A 24,692-nucleotide genomic window follows, 5' to 3' on the forward strand; every position below is an offset into this window, starting at 1 on the left:
CTGCGGCACGCCGTATTCTCCTCTGTCCGTGTCTGTTCCGATAGAAGGGTAAGGGTATGTGCTTTCACGTTCCTGCTCGGAGGTGGTTGGATGCAGTATTGCGAGTACGTGCGGAAGTGCTGCCGGTATCCGCTACGTGAGCGCTGCGAACGTGCTGGGTCTGCGAGTAAGGTCACTGTAACGATTTCCGCTGCAACACCTATACGTATACGGCCCGCGTTCGGGCGGTTCGGCAAGTGGTAGATCGGGGGGACGGATAGTGGGCTCGGGGTTCCCGCGTAAGACTGCAGGTGAACTCGATTCACGTGCCTTCCCGCTCTCGCATGCCCAGAAGGGGCTGTGGTTTGCGCAGCAGTTGGACCCGAGTGTTCCCATTCTCGTCGCACAGTATGTCGAGCTCCGTGGGCGTGTGGACGTCGGCGCGTTGAAGTGGGCATCCGAGCAGGGTTCGTTCGACATCGAGTCACCCGGGGTGCGGCTCGTCGACCACGCGGGTGAGCCGTACCAGTTGGCGGACGAGACGATCGACGACGAACTCGCGTACATCGACCTGCGGTCCCACGAAGATCCGGTGGCCGAGGCGCACCGGTGGATGGACGAGCGCCGCCGCAGGCCCATGTCGGTGTACCGGGATCGCCTGATCTCCGCAACCCTGCTCCACGTCGGCGGCGACCACTACTTCCTTACCACGTTCGCGCACCATCTGATCCTCGACGGCTACGGCGCCATGGTGCTGATGAACCGGGTGGCCGAGCTGTACACGCACGCGGTGGACCGCACGGAGGCTCCCGCGTCGAAGGCCGTGCCGCTGCGGGAACTGTACGAATCCGAGGATGCGTACCCGCGGTCCCGCCGGTTCGAAATCGACCGAAAGTACTGGTCCGAACGAACATCGGACCTGCCCGAGCCGTCCCGGTTGACCGACCGGGAGAGCGCCCCGTCGGCGGTGTCGTTGCTCGCCGGCGAGGTGATGGACCCGGTCGTCGTCGATTCGATGAAAGCGCTGGCGCAGGAGTGGAATTCGTTCGAGGTGCCGATCGTGGTCGCGGCGTTCGCGGCCTTCCTGGCGCGGATGACGGGCAATTCGGATGTCGTGCTGAGTCTTCCGGTGTCGGCCCGCACTACCGCGGGTGCGCGCCGTTCCGGTGGCAGCGTGGCCAACATCGTTCCGCTGCGGATCGAGGTGGATCCGCAGGGAACCACACAAGATTTGGTGCGTCGTGTCCAACTGGAACTGACCGGTGCGCTGCGGCACCAACGTTTCCGGTACGAAGACATACTCCACGACATGCGGTCGACGTCGCGCGTCGGCCGCGGATTCGGGCCGATGGTCAACATCATGATGTTCCACACCGAGACGTGGTGGGGTGACGTACTCGGTGAATTGAACGTTCTCACAGCCGGTCCGGTCGACGATCTCGCGGTGGCGATCTATCCCGGTGCTGCCGGGCGGAACGTCCGCGTGGATTTCGAGGGCAACCCGGCCGTCTACGGGCGAGACGAACTCGACGGCTACCACGCGCGATTTCTGAACTATCTGGGTGGATTCGTGGGAGCGGACGCCGAGGCGTCCGTGGGTAGCCTGCCGCTGCTCGTCCAGGACGAACTCGACGCGCTGGTCCCGCTCCACGGCCCGGCGTCGGTGGCCCCGCTCACCCTTCCGGACTTGTTGGATCTGACAGCGGATTCCGACACGGTCGCGGTCCGCTGCGGCGACGTCGAGATGACCTACCGCGCTCTACACGAGCGATCGAATCGGCTCGCGCGCAGACTGCTTGCTCGAGGGGTCGGCGTCGGCAATCGGGTTGCGTTGATGCTGCCGCGCTCGATCGAACAGGTGGTGGCGGTGTGGGCCGTCGCGCGGTGCGGTGCCGCGTTCGTTCCGCTGGACCCGGATTACCCTGCCGAACGTATCGCGCACATGATCGAGGAATCCGGTGTCACCATCGCCATCGCCGTCGATCCCGGTGTGGTGCCCACGGGTGTCCGCTGGGTGGACGTCGCCGACGCCGCGGGGGACGGCACACCGGTCGCCGATACGGAATTGGCACATCCCATCAGGCTGGACAACGCCGCGTATGTCATCTACACGTCCGGCTCGGTGGGGGCGCCGCGCGGAATCACGATGCCGCACCGGGGACTTGCGAATCACGCAGCTGCATTGCGACGTCTCTACGCGGCGGATTCCCGTTCGCGGGTGCTGATGTGCGCGTCGCCCTCCTACGACGCCTCGATTCACGAACTGCTGGTCGCGGTCACCGCGGGCGCCACGCTGGTGATCGCGCCGGCGCCGATGCGCGGCGGAAGGGCCATGGCCGACCTGCTGCGCCGTGAGCGAATCACCCACTGGACCACGACACCGGCCGTCCCGGCGCAGATGGACCCGACCGGATTGCCCGACCTCCAGGTACTCGCCGTCGCAGGTGAGGTCTGCCCGCCGGAACTGGTGACGCGGTGGGGCCCCGGCCGCACCGTCCTGAACCTGTACGGGCCGACGGAGGTCACCGTGTGGGCCACGACCACCGACGCGCTGCACTCCGGTTCCCGCCTCACGATCGGGCGACCGATCGAGGGAGTGTCGGCAGTCGTGCTGGACCGCTTCCTGCAACCCGTGCCGGCAGGGGTGGTGGGCGAGCTGTATCTGTCCGGTCCCGGCGTGGGTCGCGGATACCTGGAGCGTCCGGGTGCGAGCGCGACACGCTTCGTCGCGAACCCGTTCACGACCGACCTGCACCGCATGTATCGGACCGGCGATCTCGTGCGGTGGTCGAAGAACCACGAGTTGGAATTCGTCGACCGCGCCGACGATCAGGTGAAGATCCGTGGATTCCGGGTCGAATTGGGTGAAATCACCGCGGTTCTCGGGCAGCATCCGGGAGTTGACACGGCGATCGCCGTGGCCCACGACCGGAACGGCGAGTTGGCAGTGGACGGTTACGTTCACGGCACCGGCCTCGATCCCGACGACGTGCTCGCCGCGGTGGCCGAGCGACTGCCGGGGTACATGGTGCCCTCGACGGTCACCGTCCTCGATGCCGTGCCGCTCACACCGAGCGGCAAGGTCGATCGATCCGCGCTGCCGATCCCCGCGCCGTATGACCGCGAGTTGCGTTACTGGAAGAGGCAACTCGAGGATCTGCCCCCGTTGTCGTTGCCGACAGACCGTGAAGTCTCGGGTGGCGACGCCGGCGCGGTTCCGTTGTCCGTGGATTCCGCCCTGTACCGGCGGGTGCACGAACTGGCGGTCGCGCAGGCCGTCTCACCGTTCACGGTCGTCCACGCCGCCGTCGCGGTGTTGCTGTCCGTCGTGAGCGGTACCGACGACCTCGCCATCGGAGCGATCCTCCCGGACGGCCACACCGGCGACGACTCCGAGCCGCTGGTGCTGCGCAGCAGGGTCGATCCGCACCTGACGTTCGCCCAGTTCCTGGTGGAGACGCACCGCGTCGAGCATGCCGCCCGCGCGCACGGCGAGGTGCCGTTCGCGAATGTGGTCGACGCTGCCGGGCAGAAGCTTTCGCCCGGCCGTCACCCGCTCTTTCAGGTAATGCTGTCGGTGGACGCGGAGACGGAACGGGAGTTCGACGGCCTCGATCTGGTGGTGGCGTTGCGTGGCCGACTCGACGAAGACGGCGACCGGTTCGAGGGGCTGTTGCGCTACGCGGCGAACCGTTTCGAGCAGCGGACGGTGGAGCAGTGGGCTTGGCGGCTACACCGACTTTTCGTCGTGGTCGCCGAGAACCCGGGTGTCGCGCTCAGCGCGATCGACCTGCTGACACCAGAAGAGCGGGCCCTGGCCGTCGGCGGAACGCAGGATTTTGCGCATGATGTCGCGTCGCTGTCCGAGGTCTTCCGCCGGCAAGTTGCCGACATCCCGGAGGCCGTCGCCGCCACGTGCGGTGAGGAGGCGGTCTCCTATGCCGAGGTCGACCGCCGGTCAGCTGTGCTGGCGCGGGCACTGAACCGCTCCGGGATCGGCGATTCGAGCATCGTCGCTGTCGGACTGTCGAATCCGGTCGACAGCGTGGTCGCCCACATTGCCGTGCTGCGGTCGGGTGCGACCTGCCTGCCGCTGAGTCCCGACCACCCGACCGAACGCATTCGGTACCTGCTGGCCGACGTGGTGCCCACCCTGGTGCTGATCAGTCGCGCCGACGCCGACGCGATTCCGCACGGCGGATACCCGACCGTCCTGCTGGACGACGTCGAGTTCGGCGAAGACGGCGCACCCGATGTCACGGCACCGGGACCGGGACCGATCCACCCGGACCGGGTCGCGTACGTGCTCTGCCCCGTGGGCTCGGAGCCGGTCGCGGTGACCCATGCGAACGTCCTGGCGCGTGCGCGGTCGGGCAGTGACGGCGACGGCATCGTTTCCGATCTGTGGGCGCCACTCCTCGACGGCCGCACGGTCGGCCACCGCCACCACGGAGAGCGGCAACCCACCTACCTCGATGCCGGGTCGCGCGTCTACGTGCTGGACAGGGCGTTGCGACCCGTCCCGCCCGGGACGGTCGGGGAACTGTATGTGGGAGGGCAGCAGGTCGCCCGCGGATTTCACCGTCGGCCCCCGAGTACCGTCGGACGGTTCGTGGCAGACCCGTTCGTGCCGACGGGTGCGGGGGACGCCGGGGGAGTGCGGATGTACCGCACCGGAGACCGCGGGCGGTACGTCGACGGGCGACTGGAGCGGCTGCCACGGTCGTCCGGAGACAGCAGCCTCGCACGGTGGCAGCGGGCGCTGCGCGGCGTCGGTTCGTCGTCGCCGGTGCCGACGGACCGGATGGTCGGGGGAATCGCGTCTCCGTCGGACTGCGTGCACGAATTCTCGATCGGCTCCGATCGCCACGCGGCCGCCGCACGGCTGGCGCGCGACCAGGGCGTCACGCTGTTCACGGTGTTGCGAGCAAGTCTCGCAATCCTTCTCGCCCGCATCGGTGTGCACCGCGACATCGTGATCGGGGGCGAGGCGGGGCTGACGGGAGACCGGGCGAACACGGTGGCGTTGCGTACCCGCGTCACCCCCGCCATGTCGTTTCTCGAGGTGCTCGAGCAGGTCCGGAGCTTCGACGTTGCGGCGTTCCAGCACGCGGACGTGCCGTTCGAGGCACTCGCCGACCTGCTCGGTGGCGAGCGACCGCAGGTGTCGCTCGCGCTCACGCCGACGTCCGAGAACGGCACCGTTCCGACGCCGTTCGATCTGGCGTTCACGTACTCGGAGCGCTGGTCGGATCACGATCCCGCCGGAGTGGACGGTGTGGTCACCTACACGCCGTCGCTGTTCGACGCGGCCACGGTCCGATCGCTGGCCGAGTTGTTCGTGGACGTCCTGGCCGCGGGCACCGACCGTCCCGAGATCGAAGTGGGCAGCATCGGCCTCGCTGCCGGCGCCGTCCTCGATGGCGGCGAGCCTTCTAGGCCGAGAACTCTTTCCGACATTCTCACCGGCACCGCCCGCGACTTCCCGGACGCGCACGCGCTGTCCGACGGCACCGTGACCCTCACCTACCGTGACCTCGACGCATGCTCCGATTCGCTCGCGCGCGTCCTGATCGACGCGGGTGCCCGCCCGGGCCGCGTGATCGCGCTCGCCCTGCCGCGGTCGGTGGACTTCATGATCGCGCTGTGGGCCATCACCAAGACCGGTGCCGCGTTCGTCCCGGTGGATCCGACGCACCCGGCAGAACGTCTCGAACGGGTGCTCACCGAGGCCGACGTGTGCATCGGCGTCGGGGCGATGCCGGTGGGCGGTGCCCGGATCACGTGGCTGCCGGTCACGGCGGGCGACTATCTGAACGAGGCGCCGCCGGTGCGTGTTCCGGTGCACCCGGACGAGGTTGCGTACATCATCTACACGTCGGGTTCGACCGGCACGCCCAAGGGTGTGATGGTGCCGCACCGTGGCGTGTCCTCGCTGACCGAGGAGGCGGTGCGCCGGTACCGGGTCACGCCGGACTCACGGGTACTCCACGCCTACAACCCCACGTTCGACGCAGCGCTCCTGGAGGCGCTGCTCGCGTTCGGATCCGGTGCCTGCCTGGTGGTCGCCCCCGCCGAGGTGTATGCGGGACCGGATCTGCAGCGGGTGCTCGTGGAACACCGCGTGAGCCATTACCTTTCGACGCCGGCGGTGCTGTCTTCGCTGAGCGTGGACGGGCTCGAGCACATCGAAGTCGTCGCGGTCGGCGGTGAGGCGCTGCATCCGGATCTCGCTGCGGCGTGGAGCGACGGCCGGCGGATGCTCAACGCCTACGGGCCGACGGAGTCGACCGTCGTGGCCACCCTTGCTGCGGTCGACGACCACGTGACCATCGGTGGGCCGATTTCCGGCACCACCGGACAAGTCCTCGACGACCGGCTACGCCCGGTTCCCGTCGGTGCGATCGGCGAACTGTATCTGTCCGGTGCCGGGCTGGCTCGCGGCTATGTCGGCGACACCGGTCGGTCCGCGGTGCGATTCGTCGCTGCGGCAGGCGGTGCCCGCATGTACCGCACCGGCGACCTGGTGCATCGCCGCGCCGACGGCAATCTGCAGTTCATCGCGCGAGTGGATCGCCAGGTGAAGATTCGTGGTGTCCGCATCGAACCGGGGGAGGTGGACGCGGTGATCAGCCGGGTCGCCGACGTCGACGGTGCGATCACGGTGGCACGGCCCAACGCGGCAGGCGCCGACGCGTTGGTGTCGTACGTCGTGCCCCGCGGTTGCCTCGATGTGGAGTTGCTGCGCAAGAGACTCGAAGACGTGCTGCCATCATACCTGGTGCCGTCCGCGATCGTGGTGCTCGACGCGTTCCCCCTGAACCCGTCGGGCAAGATCGACGTGAAGGCGCTGCCGGCGCCGGTACTCGAGTCGCGGGTCTTCCGGGCACCCGAGTCGGCGGTGCAGGAGACCGTCGTCGCCGTGTTCGCCGAGGTCCTCGCCGTGCAGCAGGTCGGGCTCGACGACGAATTCTTCGCGCTGGGCGGCAACTCGCTGATCGCGACGCAGGCGGCCGCCCGGTTGGGTGAGGCGTTGAACGCGCACGTGCCGGTCCGGATGCTGTTCGAGGCACCGACGGTGGAAGCGCTGGCCGAGCAGGTGTCTACGCTGCTCGGCACGGGCAACCGTCCAGTCCTGTCGCGGCGGCCCCGTCCGGAACGCGTTCCGCTGTCGCCTGCGCAGCAGCGGATGTGGTTCCTGAGCCGCTTCGACCCGGCGTCCCCGGCATACAACATCCCGCTGGCCGTTCGGGTGACCGGAGACCTGAACGTGCCCGCCCTGCAGCAGGCGCTGCGCGACGTGTTGGAACGACACGAATCGCTGCGGACGGTGTTCCCGGAACACGACGGCGAACCGGTGCAGGTCGTGTTGCCCGCAGAACGCGTCGATCTGGACCTCTCCCCGATGACCGTCACGGCGGACGTCGTGGACGCTCACGTGCTTTCCGTCCTCGCCCGGGGATTCGACGTCTCGGCCTCGGTCCCGATCCGATCGCGACTTCTGCAGGTCAGCGAACAGGAACTGATCGTGGTCGTCGTGGTGCACCACATCAGTGCGGATGGCGTCTCGATGGCACCGCTGGCTCGGGACGTGGCGACGGCGTACCTGGCGCGGTCGCGGGGGGAAAGCCCCCGGTGGGCGCCGCTCGAGGTTCAGTACGCCGACTTCGCGCTGTGGCAGCGGGAGGTGCTGGGCGATGAGCGTGACCCGGAGTCTCTGGCGGCGAACCAGTTCGACTATTGGACGCGCACGCTCGCGGGGATACCCGAAGTCCTCGAACTACCGACAAGCCGCCCCCGCCCCGCGGCGCGCACCAACCGGGGCGCCGCTGTGCCCGTGGCCATCGCTGCCGACACCCATCGCCGTCTCGGTGAGATTGCGCAGCAGCATAATACGACTCTGTTCATGGTGGTCCACGCCGCCCTGTCGGTGTTGCTGGCGCGGGTGACGGGAACCTCGGACATCGTGATCGGCACACCGGTCGCGGGCCGCGGCGAGCGGGTGCTCGACGACGTGGTCGGCATGTTCGTGAACACGCTGGTGCTGCGGACGGACATCGATCCCGCCGCGTCCCTCCTCGACGTGCTGGAACAGGTGCGCGCGACCGATCTGGATGCGATGGCCCACGCGGACGTGCCGTTCGAGCGGTTGGTCGAAATTCTGAATCCGGCTCGTTCGCAATCGTATTCGTCCATGTTCCAAGTAATGCTCGCGTTCCAGAACCAGGCGCCGGCGGTACTGGAACTACCGGGGCTGACCCTCGCTCCGCTCGAAATCGACGCGCACGTCACCAAGTTCGACCTCGACTTCTCGCTCACGGACAACTACGACGCGAACGGTGCCCCTGCCGGCATCGCCGGAAGCCTCACGTACTCCACCGAACTGTTCGACGCCGCGACGGCGGAACGGTTCGCGCGGGGTTTGGTGCGCGTCGTCGAGGCGTTCGCAACGCAACCGGGGCAACAGGTCTGCGACGTGCCGCTGCTGACGGTCGACGAGACCGCCCGGATGCTGACGACATGGAACGCGACGGACGTGGAGTCGGGTGCGGCGACGCTGGTGGATCTCCTCGATGCTCAGGTGGCTCGCACCCCCGGTGCGGTCGCCGTCGCGTTCGAGGACGAAGTGCTGACATACGGCGAACTCGACGCGCGGGTCAACCGCCTCGCGAGAATGCTCGTGGAGCGGGGCACGGGCCCGGATGCCCTCGTCGCGCTCGTGTTCGAACGGTCGACGGAGATGATCGTCGGAATGTGTGCCGTCCTCCGCGCCGGCGGCGGCTATGTGCCGATCAACCCTGAACACCCGGCCGAGCGCATCGCGGACGTGCTGGACTCCGCGGCACCCGATCTGGTGCTCACCGCGTCATGGACCCGCACCGCCCTGCCGCCCGGCGTCGCGTACGTCGACATCGACACCGTCGACCTGTCCGGGTTCGACGCGCACCCGATCCGCGATACCGACCGGGTCCGTCCGCTGCGGCCGCAGAACACGGCCTACGTCCTGTTCACGTCGGGATCGACGGGCCGGCCCAAGGGGGTGACGGTCAGCCACGCCGCGATCGTGAATCAGCTGCGCTGGCTGACCGACGAGTACGCGGTCACCGCGGACGATCGCGGAATGGCCAAGGCGCCGTACACCTTCGACGTCTCCGTGTGGGAGGTCTTCCTGCCTCTGGTCGTGGGTGCTCAGCTGGTGGTGACGCGCCCCGGCGGGCATCGTGAACTCGACTATCTGGCTGCCATGATCCGCGAACACCGGATCACGATGATGCATTTCGTGCCGTCGGTGCTGGCCGCGTTCCTCGCGACGGGCATGGGGGAGACACTGTCCTCGCTGCGGCACCTGTATGTGGGCGGCGAGGAGATGCCGGCCGAACTCGCGGAGGACGTGATCGCTCTGCGGCCGGGCGCATTCCACAATACGTATGGTCCCACCGAGGCGGCGATCACCACGACCGCGTTCGAGATACGCGAATCCGTGGATGCGCGGGTGCCGATCGGTGCGCCGGTGCGGAACACCCGGGCGTACGTGCTGGACGCGCGGCTGCGTCCGGTCCCGGTGGGGGTCGCCGGTGAGCTCTACCTCGGTGGCGAGCAGGTGGCCCGGGGTTATGTGGGGCGGAGCGCGCTCACCGCGGAACGCTTCGTGGCAGACCCCTTCGGGCGGCGGGGATCACGCCTCTACCGCACCGGGGATCGCGTGAAATGGGCCCGAGAGGGTCAGCTGGTGTATCTGGGCCGTACGGATCTCCAGGTCAAGCTGCGGGGACTGCGAATCGAACTGCGGGAGGTCGAGGCGGTGCTGGAGTCGGCCGCCGGTGTGTCCCGGGCAGTCGTGGCACTGGTCTCCGACGAACGGGGAGGTGACCACCTCGTCGGTTACATCGTCGCCGAGCCGGGCCGGCAGATCGATACCCACGACGTGACGGCCTCTGCGCGAGAACGGCTCCCGTCGTACATGGTGCCGTCGCAGATCATGATGCTGGACGAGCTGCCGTTGGCGTCGGCCGGCAAACTCGACCGGCGTGCGCTCCCGAAGCCACGGTTCGAACCGCGCGCCTTCCGCGCCCCGAGCACGGATACCGAGATCGCGGTGGCCACCGCTTTCGGTGAGTTGCTCGGCGTCGAGCGGGTGGGTGCGGACGACAACTTCTTCGAGCTGGGCGGTAACTCCCTGACGGCGGTGCGGGTGGTGCGTGCCCTCGAGGCGTCCACCGGTGTTGCGGTGTCGCTGCAGACGGTGATGACGGATCCGACGCCGAGTTCGATCGCGGCCCGCATGAGTTCAGCCGACCCGGAACGGGACGGGGCGCTCGACGTCGTCTTCCCCATCAGGACTGCGGGGGAGGGACGCCCTCTGTTCTGCATCCACCCGATCGTGGGACTCGCCTGGTGCTACACCGGTCTGACGTCCAGGATCGATCACGATCGGCCGATCTACGGCCTGCAGTCACCGGCGATCGCGGGCGAGGACACGCCGCCGACGTCGATCGACGACCTCGCCGCGAGGTACGTGCAGGAGATCCGCCGGATCCAGACCGACGGTCCGTACGAACTGCTGGGCTGGTCGCTCGGCGGCGTCCTCGCGCATGCAGTCGCGGTGCAACTCCAGGCGGCGGGAGACGAGGTGGCGACCCTCGTGATGCTCGACAGCTACGCGCAGCAACCGCACGCGACGCACACCCAGGCTCCCGTGAGCGTGGGCGACCTGCTGGCGGCGATCGGGTCGGGCGGTGACGTGCCGGCGTCCGTCGCGGAGATGGCACCCGAATCGGCGCTGGACCTGCTGGCCACCGCGGGTGGGTCCATGGCCGTTCTCGGCCGCGACCAGATCGAGGTGCTTATCGAGAGTGCGGCGCACACCTGCGCGTTGCTGGACCACCACACCCCGGGAGTCTTTCGCGGCGACGTCGCGTTCTTCACCGCGGGTCGCGACGACCCGACGGGATCGGTGGCGGCCACGAGTTGGGCACCCCACGTGACGGGCGCCGTCCGGAACCGTGTCGTCGACAGCGCGCACTGGCACATGACATCACCTCGCGTGTTGCGGGTGGTCGGATCGTCGCTGAGGCGCAGATAGCTTCGCCCGGCGCAGGCAGCCGCTCAGTACCGGGAACGAAGTAGCTTCCGGCGGCGCCGCATTGTTCGCCGAGCCCACTGTCGGTCGCCGGTGGTGGCAAACGTCCATACCGCGATCGCGAGCGCCGCCACGGACAGCAGGTCGGACACCGTGAGGCCGTGGGTGGCGTCGAATTCCCACAGCACCTGGCCCTCGAGGGGACCGTTGCCGAAGATCCAGACCACGGCGGCGACGACGGTGGCGCCGGCGGTCAGGTGGGAGGGGCGTGCAAGGCACAGGGTGGTCGCCGCGAAGAGGAAGTTCATGAACACGAGTGGATAGAAGGGCAGCGCCATCCCGCTATTCTTCCAAGCTGCGCCGGGTGTGCGCCCGGCGCGGTCACGCAACCGTGCGGTCGGGAGGGTCGTTTTTGCTTGTCGCGTCCTCTTTGGCGGGCAGTTCGTGCAGCTCTTTCTGCCGTATCGCTTTCCCGACGAGGATCGCGAGCGGCACCGACAGTGCTATCCACGCGAGCAGGACCCAGGCAATCCACCACACACTTCGAGTATGCCTGCCCCTGGACGCGTGCCCAAGGGCGTCGGATGCGCCGCCGTCCGTGGGGACTGGTCGGTAGCGGAAATTCGCAAAAATTACCTGGTCATCGCCGGTTTGCCGTAGCGAGTTCGGGGCACCCCCTGGGTAGGGATTGGTTCTCTTTTTCAAGGAGGTGGGTGATGACGACACCAGGTATGTCGATCGAGAGACACCCTGATATCGCCGAGTTGCGGGCTCGCTACGACCGAGTCTCGGAACAGCCGATGACACAGGTCACCGAGGGCCTGATGTTCATGGCAGGCCTCTACATGGCGGCGTCGCCGTGGATTGTCGGGTTCGCAAGCCAGTCTGGCCTGGCGATGTGCAACCTGCTGTCGGGTGTTGCGGTGGCACTGCTCGCCGTCGGTTTCACGTCGGCCTACTCACGCACGCACGGCATGGCATTCGTCGCGCCGTTGCTCGGACTGTGGATGATCGTCAGCCCGTGGCTGGTCGTCGGAGTAACCACCACGGCGGGAATGATCTGGTCGAACGTGGTCTGCGGCATCGTCGTGTGTCTGCTGGGTCTCGGTATCACCGCCATGGGTATGGCGGACGGCGGCATGAGGATGAGGAGGAGGTAGACACGCACGTGCCCGCATGGGGATGGGGCACGAGCCGAAGAAGCGCCCGCCGGATCCGGTGGGCGCTTCGACTGCGTTCGGCTGTTTCCGGGTTCAGCTAGTTCTGTTTGAGGAACGCGTCGTGCTCTCCGTGGGCGCGTTTGATGAGGTCCAGGAGTGCGGTTTCCTCGCGGACCATCTTCTTGAATTTCGGGTCGAGCTTCTTGAGTTGTTCTTCCTCGTTGATCAATCTGTCGTACATGCGTTCGCGCTCGGCGAGGTCGGCGGTGTAGTCGAGGTCGAGGTAGTTGACGGCGTGCCGCCGGGCGCCGGCGATGGTGGACTGCGCCCTGCCCTTCTTACTGGCGAGCGACGCGATGACGGTGATGACGAGGATGCCGATGATGACGCCCAGGGACACGAACGTGCTGATCTCGATGACGTCGACCGGTTCGCCGCTGTTGACGAACGGCAGGTTGTTCTCGTGCAGTGCGTGCAGGATCAGCTTGACGCCGATGAACGCGAGGATCGCGGCGAGTCCGTACGACAGGTAGATGAGGCGGTCGAGCAGACCGTCGAGCAGGAAGTACAGCTGCCGCAGGCCCATCAGCGAGAACACGGTGGCGGTGAAGACGACGAAGACGTTCTGGGTGAGGCCGAAGATCGCGGGGATGGAGTCGAGGGCGAACAGGAGGTCGGTGCCGCCGATCGCCACCATCACCAGCAGCATCGGCGTCATCATCCGCTTGCCGTTCTCGACGGTGAACAGCTTGTCGCCGTCGTACTGCTCGGTGGTGTGGATGAATTTCTTCGCTATGCGGATGATGAAGTTGTCGGCCGAGTGCGACTCCTCGGTCTCGGGCCGCAGCAGGTTGCCTGCGGTGATCAGCAGGATGAGGCCGAAGAAGTAGAACACCCACGCGAACGAGTTGATGAGCGCGGCGCCGAGGAAGATGAACCCCGTCCGGGCGAAGATCGAGAACACGATGCCGAACAGCAGCACCTTCTGCTGGTCTTCGCGCGGCACCCGGAAGCTGGAGATGATGATGAGGAAGACGAAGAGGTTGTCGACGGACAGTGCCTTCTCCGTGACGTAACCGGCGAAGTATTCCGTGCCCATGTCGACGCCGCCGAAGATCAGGACGGCGACACCGAAGAGGAGCGCGAGTCCGACGTAGATCGACGACCAGATCGCCGCTTCCTTCAGCGTCGGGATGTGCGCGTGGCGGACGTGGAAGAAGTAGTCGAACGCCAGCAGCGCGACGATCACCACGATCGTCAGAATCCAGGCGAAGGGAGTTACATGCACCATGTCTGCCTCTCCGTCGAAGCGGAACGCTCTGTTCGTCAGCGTAGTCCCGCGCACGGCGCGACTTGGCAGAACCGGCGCGGTCGCCGGGACGGCAGACAGGCTGCCGCCCCGGTGACCGGGCTCAGTGTCGGTCGCCGAACACCGTCCGGTGCCAGTCCTTCCTGGCGGTTCCGGTGATGTCGAACATGACGTGCTTGACGTTCGTGTATTCGTCGAGCGAGTACGTCGACATGTCCTTGCCGTAACCGGACGCCTTGTACCCGCCGTGGGGCATTTCGCTGATGATCGGGATGTGGTCGTTGATCCACACGCAGCCCGCCGCGATGTCACGGGAGGCGGTTTGCGCCCGGTACAGGTCCCGCGTCCACGCCGACGCCGCCAGCCCGAAGTCGGTGTCGTTGGCCAGCGCGATGCCGTCCGCATCGTTGTCGAACGGCAGGACGACGAGCACGGGGCCGAAGATCTCGCGCTGCACGATCTCACTCGACTGGTCGGCGCCCACGACGAGCGTCGGCTCGTAGTAGAAGCCGGACGCGAGGTCGCCGCCGGGGACGGCACCGCCGCGAACGATCTTCGCCCCGGTGTCGCGGGCGCGGTCGACGAAACCGGCGACGTGCTGCTGCTGTTTCCGCGACACCAACGGACCCATGTCGGTGCCGGGATCGGACGGGTCGCCGAGGCGGACGGTGTCCATGAGTGAGGCGACGCCGGCGACGAAGTCGTCGAACAGCGGACGCTGCACGTAGGCGCGGGTGGCCGCGGTGCAGTCCTGGCCCGAGTTGATGAGCGCACCGGCGACAGCGCCGTTGATCGCGGCGTCGAGGTCGGCGTCGTCGAACACGACGAACGGGGCCTTCCCGCCCAGTTCCAGGTGCAGACGCTTGCCGGCAGCGGCGGCCGCGATCTGCCGTCCCACGGGCGTCGATCCGGTGAAACTGACCATGCTCACGTCCCGGTGCGACACCAGCGCCGCACCGGTGGTCGCGCCGCGGCCGGTGATCACGTTGACGACGCCGTCCGGCATCCCGGCGCGGGTCGCCGCCTCGGCGAACAGCAGCGACGTCAGGGGAGTGATCTCCGCCGGCTTGAGCACGATGGTGTTGCCGGCGGCGACGGCGGGCAGGATCTTCCACGCCGCCATCTGCAGCGGATAGTTCCACGGCGAGATCGACCCGATCACCCCGACCGGTTCCCGGCGGATGCTGGACGTGTGGTCGGGCGAGTACTCACCCGACGCCTTTCCCTCCAGATTGCGGGCCGCGCCGGCGAAGAACGACACGTTGTCGATCGACCCGGGGACGTCGAACTCGGTCGACAACTTGATCGGCTTGCCCGTCTGCCGGGTTTCGGTGGACGCGAGATCGTCGGACATGTCCGTGAGTTCGGCGGCCCACCGCGTCAGGACGGCGGAACGCTCGCCCGGACTCGTCGTCGACCACTCCTGGTAGGCAGCCTTCGCGGTGGCGACCGCGTCGTCGACGTCGTCCACCGACGCCTCGGTGCGCGACGAAACCACCTCACCGGTGGCCGGATCGAGCACCTCGTACCGTTCGGACGCTGCGCCGTCCCGGTAGCGGCCGCCGACGTACAGCCCGGGAAGGTCCTGGTGGCTCACAGCAGATTCCAAGCTTCGGTGAGGACGCCGCGGAGGATGTTTTCGATCTCGTCGAATTCGGTTTGTCCGCAGATCAACGGGGGTGCGAGTTGGATGACCGGGTCTCCGCGGTCGTCGGCGCGGCAGTACAGGCCGGCGTCGAACAGGGCGGTGGAGAGGAATCCGTGCAGGATCCGTTCGGCCTCCTCGTCGCTGAAGGATTCCTTCGTGGTCTTGTCCTTGACCAGTTCGATGCCGTAGAAGAAGCCCTCGCCGCGCACGTCCCCGACCATCGGCAGATCGGTGAGTTTGTCGAGGGTGGCCCTAAACGCCGGGGCCTGCTCGGCGACGTGCGCGTTGAGGCCTTCGCGTTCGAAGAGGTCCAGGTTCGCCAGCGCCACCGCCGCGGAGACCGGGTGCCCGCCGAAGGTGTAGCCGTGCGCGAACATCGACGTCCCGTCCGCGAACGGTGCAAACAACCGGTCGGAGGCGATCATCGCCCCGATCGGCGAGTACCCCGACGTCAGGCCCTTGGCGCAGGTGATGATGTCGGGGACGTACCCGAAGTCCTCGCACGCGAACATCGACCCGATCCTCCCGAACGCGCAGATCACCTCGTCCGAGACGAGCAGCACGTCGTAGTCGTCGCAGATCTGCCGGACCCGTTCGAAGTAGCCGGGTGGCGGCGGGAAGCAGCCGCCGGCGTTTTGCACCGGTTCGAGGAAGACGGCGGCGACGGTGTCGGGGCCCTCGAATTCGATGGCCTCGGCGATCCGGTCGGCGGCCCAGATCCCGAACGCCTTCGGGTCGGAGCCGAGGGGGTCGGGGGCGCGGTAGATGTTGGTGTTGGGGACCCGGAACGCGCCGGGGGTGAGCGGTTCGAACGGGGCCTTCAGCGCGGGGATGCCGGTGATCGCCAGGGCCCCTTGGGGGGTGCCGTGGTAGGCGATGGAGCGGGAGATGACCTTGTGTTTGCCGGGTTTGCCGACCTTCTTGAAGTACTGTTTGGCCAGTTTCCAGGCGCTTTCGACGGCCTCGCCGCCGCCGGTGGTGAAGAACACCCGGTTCAGATCGCCCGGGGCGTAGCCGGCGAGGCGTTCGGCGAGTTCGATGGCGGGTTCGGTGGCGTAGGACCAGAGCGGGAAGAACGCGAGTTGTTCGGCCTGTTTGGCGGCGGCCTCGGCGAGCTCGGCCCGGCCGTGCCCGGCCTGGACGACGAACAGCCCGGACAGCCCGTCGAGGTAACTCTTCCCGGTGGAGTCGAAGATCCGGGCGCCGTCGCCGCGGGTGATGATCGGCGGGGTGACGTTCTCCCCGTGCCGGGAGAAATGCCCCCACAGATGGCGGCGAGCGGACGCTTCGAGCTGCGCTGACGTGCGCGAAGAGGTGGTTTCCGTAGTCATCGGGTTCCCCAATCATATTGCTGTTTGACAAGTTTCAGGTACACCATCGTCTCGGTGCCGAGCACGCCGGGAATGGTGCGAATCTCTTTGTTGAGCACGGTCAGGAGGTGGTCGTCGTTCTCGCACACGATCTCGGCCAGAATGTCGTAGGCGCCAGCAGTCAGCACGACGTAGTCGATGGCGTCGACGTCGGCGAGCCGGGCGGCGATCTCGGTGACGTCACCCGAGCAGCGGATCCCGACCATGGCCTGGCGGGAGAATCCCACCTGCACGGGGTCGGTGACCGCGACGATCTGGGTGACGCCGGTGTCGATCAGCTTCTGCACGCGTTGGCGTACAGCCGCTTCCGACAATCCGACGACCTTGCCGATGGCCGCGTACGACCGTCGTCCATCCTCTTGAAGTTGCTCGATGATCTGCTTGGACACGGGATCGAGAGACGCGGGCTGCTCAGACATGGTCGAATCCTCCCTTGCTCACTGTGTCGAAGACAATCGATGGTCACTGTGTCGAAAACACTTGGCTCGGACATTGTCGGAACTATCGCCTCTTCCCGGTGGCGTCGGTGCTCGTCACTCGGGCACCTTCACTTCCGTGTCGGCGGTGAGGGTGCGTCCGCGGAAGAAGTTCTTGGAGCCGGTGGCGAAACACAGCAACATCAGAGGGATTCCGACTACCAGCATGCCGACGCCGAGAACGAACACGCCACCGAACGGGCCGAACGCGGTGAATCCGTAGTCGGGACGCAGCATGTCGACGGCGCTCTGCACGAAGGCCCACGTCATGCAGAGGGCGCCGAGCAGCGGGAAGATGCCGCGCATGAACAGATTCCGGGTCGAGTCGAACAGGGTCCGCCGGAAGTACCAGACGCAGGCGTACGCGGTGATGCCGTAGTAGAAGGCCACCGCGAGCCCGAGCGAGGCCACCGAATCCTGCAGCGCGTTGGAACTGGCGAACGACAGCACCAGGTAGAACAGCAGCGCCGCCGCCCCCATGACGAGGGTTCCGAAGCCGGGCGTCATGTATCGGGGGTGCACGGACGCGAACCGTTTCGGCAGCGCCTCGTAGACCGCCATCGACAGCGTTCCGCGCGCCGTCGGCAGGATGGTGGTCTGGGTGGAGGAGAGCGCGGAGATCGACACCGTCAGCAGCAGCAACGACGCGGCCACCGGTCCCGCGACCGGCCCGCCCAGGGTGGTCAGTACGTCGTCGACGTTCTCGGGGTTGTTCAGTCCGATCCCGGTGTCGCCGAACCCGGCGAACGACTGGACGGCGTATCCGACCAGCACATACGTGGCCACGAGAATCACCGTCGTCAGCACCGCGGCCCGGCCCGGTGTCCGCTCGGAATCCTTCGTCTCCTCACCCACGGCGAGGCAGGCGTCCCACCCCCAGTAGATGAAGATGCACAGGATGATCGCCTGCGCGGCACTCGACATCGAGACACCGGTCGGGATGATCCAGTCGAGTTGCGGGGTGACCGCCTGCGGGCCTGCGGTGCCGCCGAACACCTTCGACAGCGCGAGGACGCTGACGCCGATGAGGACGGCGAACTGGACGGCGATCAGGACGTTCTGCAGCCGTTCGCTGATGAGGATGCCGCGGAAACTGACGTACGTCATGGCCGCGATGAAGAAGCATCCCAACAGCACCTTCGCGGCGAGCGACTCGGCCGCCGCGTGCAACCCGAGCACCTCGAACAGGTAGATCGCCGCGATCTCCGCGGTGTTGGCGAGGACGATGATCGCGGACACGGCGAGCCCCCACCCCGCCATCCAGCCGACCCACGGACCGAACGCCTTGGTGCCCCAGGTGAACGAGGTCCCGCAGTCCGGGGTGTCCCGGTTCAGCTCGCGGTAGGCGAACGCCGTGAGCAGCATCGGAATGAAGGCGACGAGGAACATCGACGGCGCCTTCTCGCCGACCGCGAGCACGACATATCCCAGCGTCGCGGCGAGGCTGTAGGCCGGTGCGACGGAGGACAGCCCGATCACCGTGTTGCCGATCAATCCCAGTGCCCCGCTGTTGAGCCCCTTCGCGGGGCCGAGCGGATCGGGGGTCTGGGTCTTCAAGGGTGGAGGTTCGGCAATGCTCATTCAAACTCCCTCGAGGTGTGGCTGTGGGGCGTAGTGCCCGGGCAGGTGTGATGAAGGGGTGCAGCAGTTTTCGTGGCTACGTGGCCGGCGCGAGGAATACTTTCCGCAGTGTGTCGCGCACGATCCACCGGGTCTTCTGACCGGCCCGCACGTGAACGACACTTCCGGGACCGAGGTCGAGATCGGGGGTGGCGTCCTCGAACTGCACGGTCGCGTCGCCGCTGAGCACCACGAACACCTCGTCGATTTCGACGTCGCACGAGACGCTGGGCTCGATTTCCCAGATGCCGACGGTGACGCCGGCGAAGTCGCCGAGCACTCGTTCGCCGACCATCGGCGCTCCCTCGCGGACGACCTGGTCGGCGGGCAGGCGGTGGTACGTGAGATCGGCGGTCCGGGCCTCCGTGTGGGGTCCGGAATGCCAGGACTCGTCGGTGTGGACGGCGGTCACGAATCGAATCCCAGGCCGACGGCGTCGAGGGCCTTGAGGAAGACGTTCCGTCGGCCTTCGTTGTGGTCGGCGCGATCGAGCGACCAGCGGGTGGCGTTGATGCCCGCGGCCGCCAGCGGCTCCGGCGGGAAGGGGAGCGGCATGTCCTTCACCAGGGCCAATTCGGTCAGGGCCGTCTTCTCGCCGGCGACCTTGTCGAGCATGACGTTCGCCGCGAAGCGGGAGGCGCCGACGCCGAGACCGGTGAACCCGGCCGCGTAGGCGATCCGCCCCTTGGCCGCGGACCCGAAGAACGAGCAGAAGCGCGTCGACGTGTCGATGACGCCGCCCCACCGGTGCGTGAACTCGAGGCCCTCGAGCTGGGGGAACGTGGTGAAGAAGTGCCGCGCGAGCCTCATGTGGGACTCGGGGCGGTCTTCGAGATCGTGGTTCAGGCCGCGCCCGAAGTGGTAGATGGCGTCGTAGCCGCCCCAGAGGATCCTGTTGTCCCGGGTGAGCCGGTAGTAGTGGAACTGGTTGGACATGTCGGAGATGCCCTGCCGGGCAGACCATCCCACGTCCGCGAGCTGGGCGTCGGACAGCGGTTCGGTCATGAGGACGTAGTCGTACACCGGAACCGTGTGCAGTCGGTACCGCTTCAGCAGCGACGGAAAGGCGTTGGTTGCCAGGATCACTCGGTCCGCCGACAGGGTCGCGCGGGCCGTCCGGACGCCGACCTTGGACGACGAGCGGGAGCGGACGAGGTCGAGAACCTTGGTGTGTTCGTGGATTTCGACGCCGTGCTCCGCGCAGACCCGGCCGAGTTCGGTGGCGAGCTTGGCCGGATGCACCAGCGCGGTGGACGTCTTGTCCCACACCCCGGCCAGATACGTCGGCGAGTTCACCTGAGCGCGCATCGCGGGCCCGTCCAGCACCACGGTCGTGGCGCTCGGCGGGGTGCCGAGCGCTTCCTCGGCCTGGTGGTCGGCGATGGCGACCGAGATGGCGCCGTTCCGTTCGAAATCGCAGTCCAGGCCGAGGGTGTGGACCGTCTTCTCGATGGCGTCGAGGTTCTCGAGGCCGAGCGATTCGAGGGTGTCGATCTCCTCCGGCCAGCGTCGGCGGCCGTTCTCGCTGCCGTGGGTGAGGCTGGCCTCGACGAATCCGCCGTTGCGGCCGGATGCGGCCCACCCGATCGTCTCGCCCTCCACGAGGGCGACGGACAACTCGGGGTGGCGTTGCTTGGCGAGGAGGGCGCTCCACAGTCCGGTGTAGCCGCCGCCGACGACCACCAGGTCGTATGCGGCGTCGGCCGTGGCGGACGGGTAGGTGGGGGTGTCGGCGACGTCCTCGATCCAGAACGGTGCCAACCGGGTGCGCCGGAGCGCATGGTCGACGACCGTGGCGTTCGGTTGTTGCTTCTCGAACACTGTCTGCTGCATGTAGCACCTTTGTCGATGGACTGACCGAAGGTGACGTGTGAGGCACGTCACCGTGCCCCATCCTGACTCGGTGGCGCCACTATTTCAATAGCCAGCGACGAAATTTGTTACCGATTTCGTTGTGTATGTCAGTTTTGGGAACCGAATCGGTTGTTCGGATCGGCTGGAACCTGTCAGCGCGCGAGCTTGCCGAGGTGCAGCGACACCGAGCGGACCGGGCTGATCCTCGCCTCGTCGCCGGTCTTGACTGCGTGGATCGTGCCGAATTCGACGGTCTCGTCGGGGTAGCTGCCCGCGAAGGCGTAGGCGTAGTACGTTCCCGCGACAGCATCACTAGGGACCGTGTACGTGACGGCCTCCTCGAGGACCTCGCCGGGTTGCAGGTCGACGTCGATCGGCCCGAAGAACGGATCGCTGGTCCGGTTGTCGGGCGATACGGCGCTCACCCACACCTGGCCCGCGTAGGGGCGATCCTCGGGTGCCTCGACGAGCATGGTGGCGTCGACGGTCCCGCCGTCCCCGGGCAGCGTCGTGTCGGAGTCGGCGCGCAACGTGACCCGCACCGGCAGATCCGTGTCGGGGTTCGCGGGCCCGGTCGACGCGGGTGAACCGTCACCGACCTCGGGCCAGCCGTTCGCCCACACGATCCGGTCGATCATCCCCTCGCGACGCCGGGCCCCGCTGGGCAGATCCCGGTTGTCGCGCGGAATGGCGTGGTACACGATCCAATCCGCGCCCGCGTCGTCGGAGACCACCGTGTTGTGGCCCGGCCCGGCCCACGGTTCGCTGCCGGCGAGGATGAGGGCGCCGCCACCGTCGTCGAGGTCCTGCCCCTTCCGGTCGAGGTACGGTCCGGTGAGCGATTCGGACCGGCCGACGAGGACGCGGTAGGCGGTGTCGGCGCCGTTGCAGCAGTTGCCTGCCGAGAGGAACAGGTAGTAGTAGCCATCGTGGAATTCGACGTAGGGGCCTTCGAAGCGTTCGTCGGCGACGCGCACCGGTTCGCCGGCCGCCGCGGTCCCGTCCGCGCTGAGCGGGATCGCGTGGACGCCCTGGAAATTGCCGACGAACATCGTCTTCGTCGTTCCGTCGTCCCACACGAACGGGTCGATGGTGCCGCCGACGCCGACGTCGTGGGCGCAGAAGACGGGCCGGCCGAGGTCGTTCCACGGTCCGGTGGGCCGATCCGCGGTGGCGAGACCGATGCAGGGATTCGCGTCGTCGTAGAGCGAGTAGTAGAGGCTGTAGCGGCCGTCGGATTCGAGGACGTTCGGTGCCCAGGCCAGCTTGCCGTCCGGATGCCACGCAGGCCGGTCGGGGAAGACGTCGCCGAGGTACATCCAGTCCATGAGGTCGGCGGACTTGAAGATCGACATGTTGTGCATGCCCTGGCCGTCGCCCCAGTCGTCGGCGGTTGTGTACATGTAGAACATGCCGTCGGAGGCGCGGACGACGCTCGGGTCGGCGGCCACAGGTTGCACGATCGCTTCGGCCGTTGCCGAAGGGGCAGGCGCAAGCGTGAGGACGAGCAGCGTCAGGGCCGCCGTGATCCACCCGCGCCGTGGGAGGTGCCGGACGGGGGACCTGCGCGGCGCAGCATCGTCAGTGTTCACGGCACTCCCAACTTCGCCTGCCCGGAATGCGCAAATCTATAAGGGTGAGGTCGAGGTTAAGGGCGGATCCGGCTCGCGATGTCGGACTGCAACCGAACCGTGTTCTGAGGGCGGTGACCGGTGTCAGGCGGTGGGCTCGAGTAGAACCAGAGGTATCTCGCGATCCGTCTTCTTCTGGTAGCCCGCGTAGCCCTTGTAGGCGGCGGTCACCTGCGGCCACAGACGGGCCCGCTCCTCGGGGGTTGCCACGCGGGCGCGCATGGACTGTGCGGGCTGCCCCTGGACCGACAGTTGGACCACCGGATTGGCCTGCAGGTTGAGAAACCACGCGGGGTGGCGGTCGTCGCCGCCGCGTGAGGCCACCACGACACGGGTGTCGCCCTCGGTCACCGGCACGGTCAGCATGACGCTGTGCACCTTCCCGGTCTTGCGGCCGACGGTCGTCAACTCCACCGCAGGCATCTTGCCGAAGCTCTTCCCAACTCGCCCGCCGGTGATGCGCAGGACAGTGCGGTGTAGGGCGTTCATGAACTTGAGTCCGCGGTCCGAAGGCATGGTGTCAGCGTAACGAGGTCGGCGCCCCGCGGAGGCCGGCTCCGCCGAACCTCACCTCACCTCACCGCTGGTTGCTCGTCGACGAGTTCGCTCGGGCCGATTCCCGCCTCGCCGGCGATTCCGGCGAGTTCCGCACCCACCGATTCCCGCGGCTCGTCGGCCGTCGGGTTCTTCTGCGGTCCGGTGAGCAGTGAGGCGATTCCCCCGATCACGCAGGCGACGATCGCGAACGCGAACGCCATGGCCAGGCCGTCGGCGAACGGTCCCGAGATCAGCTGGGGGAAGAAATCCAGGCCGGTCAGGTGTGCCTGCTGCTGCTCGCTGAGTGCGGACAGGTTCGGTCCGAGCAGTTCCTTGATCGGGTTGACGCCGAGGAATGCCGCGAACAAGACTGCGACGGCGGGCAGGTTCGCGATCTGGGTGGCCTGCGCCGCGGGCACGCCGTTCGCCATCAGTCCGTCGCTCATCGCCGCCGGAAGGTTGGAGCTGAGTCCGGCGATCATCAGGCTGAAGAAGAATCCGATCGACAGCACCATCGCCGCGTTCTGGAAGGTCGTCATCATGCCCGCGCCGACGCCGCGCGCGTCGGCGGGAAGGCTGTTCATCACCTCCGCCCGGTTCGGCGCGGAGAACATCCCCATGCCGATGCCGTTGATCAGCAGAATCACGGCGAAGGCCCAGTACTCGAAATTGACCGGCAGCGCGATCAGCAATCCGAAGGTTCCCGCGGTGACGAACATGCCGACGCTGGTGAACCACTTGGTGCCGAACCTGTCGGAGATGACGCCGGACACGGGCGCCGACATCAGGAATCCGATGGTCATCGGCAGCATGTAGATGCCGGCCCACAGCGGAGTGCGGCTGTAGTCGTAGCCGTGCTGCGGCAGCCAGATGCCCTGGAGCCAGATGATCAGGATGAACTGCAGCCCGCCGCGGCCGAGCGACGCGACCAGGTTGGCGATGTTGCCCCAGGTGAACGACTTGATCTGGAACAGGTGGAGGTTGAACAGGGGGTTGGCGACCCTGGTCTCGATGACGCAGAAGGCGGCGAGCACGGCGCCGCCGCCGATGAGGCACCAGAGCACCAGCGGGCTGGTCCAGCCCATCGACGAGGAGCCGTACGGCTGGATGCCGTAGGTGATGCCGACCAGGACGGCGATCAGTCCGACGGCGAACGTGATGTTTCCCCACCAGTCGATGTCGGCGTGCCGGCGAACACCAGTGTCGCGAAGTTTCAGGTACGCCCAGATCGTGCCGACCAGGCCGAACGGGACGGAGACGAGGAAGATCAGGTTCCAGTGGATCGGCGCGAGAATGCCGCCGATGAGCAGGCCGAGGAACGATCCGGAGATCGCGGCGACGCCGTTGATGCCGAGCGCGAGCCCACGCTGATCGGCGGGGAAGGCGTCGGTGAGGATGGCCGACGAGTTCGCCATCAGGAAGGCTCCGCCCACGCCCTGGACGACGCGCCACCCGATGAGCCACAGTGCGGCCTCGGAGCCGTCGAACCACGTCACGGCCAGGAAGATCGAGGCGATCGTGAAGACGGCGAAACCCATGTTGTACATCCGGGCGCGGCCGAACATGTCGCCTAGGCGTCCGAAGCTGACCACGAGTACGGCCGTCACCACAAGGAAGCCCATCATCATCCACAGCAAGTAGCTCGTGTTGCCGGGTTCGAGCGGGTTGAGGTGAATGCCCTTGAAGATGTCGGGGAGCGCGATCAGCACGATCGACGAGTTGATCGTGGCCACCAGCATGCCGAGGGTGGTGTTCGACAACGCAATCCACTTGTAGTGCGGTCCGAGTTCGTCGAGTGTTGTGGTGCGTTCATCGTTCGGGACGGCAGGTTCCTGCGTCTGCGAGACCAAGGAATTTCACCTCTCGGGTTTTCATAGTTTTCAAAAGTAAGTAAATGGAACGCAAAGTGTTCTGTTGTCGTGTGTGCTCTTCTGGATGACAATCAGCCGACCGCGACGTCCCTCGATCGGAGATGCCCGGTTTGTCCGTTATGTCGTGTCGCTCAATCGGTTCCGCCGAGCGACGTGG

The 24,692-nt window shown here is 67.1% G+C and carries 14 protein-coding genes; 2 read left to right on the forward strand and 12 right to left on the reverse strand.

The window, feature by feature from the left end:
* The first annotated feature begins 259 nt into the window (after positions 1 to 259).
* A complete protein-coding gene (locus I1A62_RS37285) occupies positions 260 to 11,062 on the forward strand; it encodes an amino acid adenylation domain-containing protein (RefSeq protein WP_219457270.1) in 10,803 nt (3,600 codons plus the stop codon).
* A gap of 23 nt (positions 11,063 to 11,085) precedes the next feature.
* Here I1A62_RS37285 and I1A62_RS37290 read toward each other — a convergent pair whose 3' ends face one another.
* Both I1A62_RS37290 and I1A62_RS37295 read right to left on the reverse strand, forming a co-directional pair.
* Complete coding sequence (locus tag I1A62_RS37290; protein ID WP_219457271.1) at positions 11,086 to 11,397, reverse strand: hypothetical protein; 312 nt, start codon at positions 11,395 to 11,397, stop codon at positions 11,086 to 11,088.
* Positions 11,398 to 11,440: 43 nt separating this feature from the next.
* Positions 11,441 to 11,599 (reverse strand): hypothetical protein, encoded by a 159-nt coding sequence (locus I1A62_RS37295; protein ID WP_219457273.1) that lies wholly within the window; start codon positions 11,597 to 11,599, stop codon positions 11,441 to 11,443.
* 176 nt (positions 11,600 to 11,775) lie between these two features.
* Between I1A62_RS37295 and I1A62_RS37300 the strand changes: the two genes are divergently transcribed.
* Positions 11,776 to 12,219, forward strand: a complete 444-nt coding sequence (locus tag I1A62_RS37300; RefSeq protein WP_025432050.1) for an SPW repeat protein — start codon at positions 11,776 to 11,778, stop codon at positions 12,217 to 12,219.
* Between the two features lie 97 nt (positions 12,220 to 12,316).
* Here the strand turns inward: I1A62_RS37300 and I1A62_RS37305 are convergent, their stop codons facing one another.
* The 10 genes from I1A62_RS37305 to I1A62_RS37350 all read right to left on the reverse strand — a co-directional run bounded on the left by I1A62_RS37305 (position 12,317) and on the right by I1A62_RS37350 (position 24,514).
* The gene (locus tag I1A62_RS37305; RefSeq protein WP_219461639.1) at positions 12,317 to 13,507 is read right to left on the reverse strand and encodes a TerC family protein; all 1,191 of its coding nucleotides are present in this window, start codon (positions 13,505 to 13,507) and stop codon (positions 12,317 to 12,319) included.
* Between the two features lie 124 nt (positions 13,508 to 13,631).
* On the reverse strand, positions 13,632 to 15,125 hold the full coding sequence (locus I1A62_RS37310; protein WP_219457274.1) for a gamma-aminobutyraldehyde dehydrogenase: 1,494 nt from the start codon (positions 15,123 to 15,125) through the stop codon (positions 13,632 to 13,634).
* Positions 15,122 to 16,507, reverse strand: a complete 1,386-nt coding sequence (locus I1A62_RS37315; RefSeq protein ID WP_219457277.1) for an aspartate aminotransferase family protein — start codon at positions 16,505 to 16,507, stop codon at positions 15,122 to 15,124. Before I1A62_RS37315 ends, I1A62_RS37310 begins: the two co-directional genes overlap by 4 nt.
* Positions 16,504 to 16,965: an Lrp/AsnC family transcriptional regulator gene (locus tag I1A62_RS37320; protein ID WP_124391986.1), complete on the reverse strand. Its 462-nt coding sequence runs from the start codon at positions 16,963 to 16,965 to the stop codon at positions 16,504 to 16,506. The genes I1A62_RS37315 and I1A62_RS37320 overlap by 4 nt, the downstream gene beginning before the upstream one ends.
* A gap of 114 nt (positions 16,966 to 17,079) precedes the next feature.
* Positions 17,080 to 18,603: an APC family permease gene (locus tag I1A62_RS37325; protein ID WP_219457278.1), complete on the reverse strand. Its 1,524-nt coding sequence runs from the start codon at positions 18,601 to 18,603 to the stop codon at positions 17,080 to 17,082.
* A gap of 76 nt (positions 18,604 to 18,679) precedes the next feature.
* Positions 18,680 to 19,054, reverse strand: a complete 375-nt coding sequence (locus I1A62_RS37330) for a cupin domain-containing protein (protein ID WP_219457280.1) — start codon at positions 19,052 to 19,054, stop codon at positions 18,680 to 18,682.
* Complete coding sequence (locus tag I1A62_RS37335) at positions 19,051 to 20,475, reverse strand: FAD-binding oxidoreductase (protein WP_219457282.1); 1,425 nt, start codon at positions 20,473 to 20,475, stop codon at positions 19,051 to 19,053. Before I1A62_RS37335 ends, I1A62_RS37330 begins: the two co-directional genes overlap by 4 nt.
* A gap of 173 nt (positions 20,476 to 20,648) precedes the next feature.
* Positions 20,649 to 22,088, reverse strand: coding sequence for a family 43 glycosylhydrolase (locus I1A62_RS37340; RefSeq protein WP_219457284.1), 1,440 nt, complete (start codon positions 22,086 to 22,088; stop codon positions 20,649 to 20,651).
* A 123-nt stretch (positions 22,089 to 22,211) separates the two neighbouring features.
* Entirely contained in the window at positions 22,212 to 22,643 is a 432-nt protein-coding gene (locus I1A62_RS37345; RefSeq protein WP_219457285.1) for a nitroreductase/quinone reductase family protein, read from the reverse strand.
* 56 nt (positions 22,644 to 22,699) lie between these two features.
* Positions 22,700 to 24,514: an MFS transporter gene (locus I1A62_RS37350; RefSeq protein ID WP_219457287.1), complete on the reverse strand. Its 1,815-nt coding sequence runs from the start codon at positions 24,512 to 24,514 to the stop codon at positions 22,700 to 22,702.
* Positions 24,515 to 24,692 lie beyond the last annotated feature (178 nt).

Origin of the sequence: Rhodococcus sp. USK10 (assembly GCF_019378875.1) — a bacterium.
GTDB lineage: Bacteria > Actinomycetota > Actinomycetes > Mycobacteriales > Mycobacteriaceae > Rhodococcus_F > Rhodococcus_F pseudokoreensis.

Bases quoted from the DNA above. Each gene is read 5' to 3' on its own strand.
- I1A62_RS37290 (WP_219457271.1), bottom strand. From the start codon at position 11,397: ATGGCGCTGCCCTTCTATCCACTCGTGTTCATGAACTTCCTCTTCGCG.
- I1A62_RS37300 (WP_025432050.1), top strand. From the start codon at position 11,776: ATGACGACACCAGGTATGTCGATCGAGAGACACCCTGATATCGCCGAG.
- I1A62_RS37315 (WP_219457277.1), bottom strand. From the start codon at position 16,507: ATGACTACGGAAACCACCTCTTCGCGCACGTCAGCGCAGCTCGAAGCG.
- I1A62_RS37320 (WP_124391986.1), bottom strand. From the start codon at position 16,965: ATGTCTGAGCAGCCCGCGTCTCTCGATCCCGTGTCCAAGCAGATCATC.
- I1A62_RS37325 (WP_219457278.1), bottom strand. From the start codon at position 18,603: ATGAGCATTGCCGAACCTCCACCCTTGAAGACCCAGACCCCCGATCCG.
- I1A62_RS37335 (WP_219457282.1), bottom strand. From the start codon at position 20,475: ATGCAGCAGACAGTGTTCGAGAAGCAACAACCGAACGCCACGGTCGTC.
- I1A62_RS37345 (WP_219457285.1), bottom strand. From the start codon at position 22,643: ATGCCTTCGGACCGCGGACTCAAGTTCATGAACGCCCTACACCGCACT.